This window comes from Streptomyces sp. AC627_RSS907 (assembly GCF_019049165.1).
Genome location: NZ_JAGMUE010000836.1, coordinates 1 through 590 on the forward strand (window position 1 = coordinate 1; position 590 = coordinate 590).

Annotated in this window: 1 protein-coding gene; it reads right to left on the reverse strand. The window is 72.0% G+C overall.

Annotated features, from left to right (window positions below; all coding sequences use genetic code 11):
- Positions 1 to 190 precede the first annotated feature (190 nt).
- Complete coding sequence (locus tag KUM32_RS38930; RefSeq protein WP_187090020.1) at positions 191 to 418, reverse strand: hypothetical protein; 228 nt, start codon at positions 416 to 418, stop codon at positions 191 to 193.
- Positions 419 to 590 lie beyond the last annotated feature (172 nt).

Genomic DNA, 590 nt, shown 5'->3' on the forward strand with positions numbered 1-590 from the left:
CGCACGCTGTGCCGCCTGGACTGCCTGGCCAACAACGACCGCCTGCGCGCCTATTACGAGGACGCGGGGTACGCCGTGGTCGGCGAGCGGGCGGCGAAGAACGGCGACGGTGGCCGGTCGTACGGCGTGACCCTGTTGGAGAAGCGGCTCACGGCACCGTGAGCCGGGGCCGCCGGCGGCACGCGGCGGCTCAGGGCCCGGTGGCGGCGCCCCGGCCCCGTGGGGTGGGGGCGGCGTGGTGCGTCATGACCGTACGCGTCCACCGCACCAGCCGGTCGATGACCTCCAGCACGACCCGCTGTCGCCCGGCGGGTAGGAAGGGCCAGGTCAGCCACGCCGGCGCGGACAGCAACACGACGGTCAGCAGCGGTAGGACGTAGAGCACGACGAGAAAGGGACGGAACAGCCAGCCAGGCATGCGTCGACCTCCGAGACGCTTTCCCCGCGAGGGGACCCGTGCTGGGTGGCGACGCGAACGGGGCAGCCCACGCGTGCTCACGCGTGGAATCTCCGGCTGGAGCCGACACCCAGCAATTGCCGCGAGACTACCCGGTGATCGCACGCCACGAACGTTTCTCCCGGAACGTGCG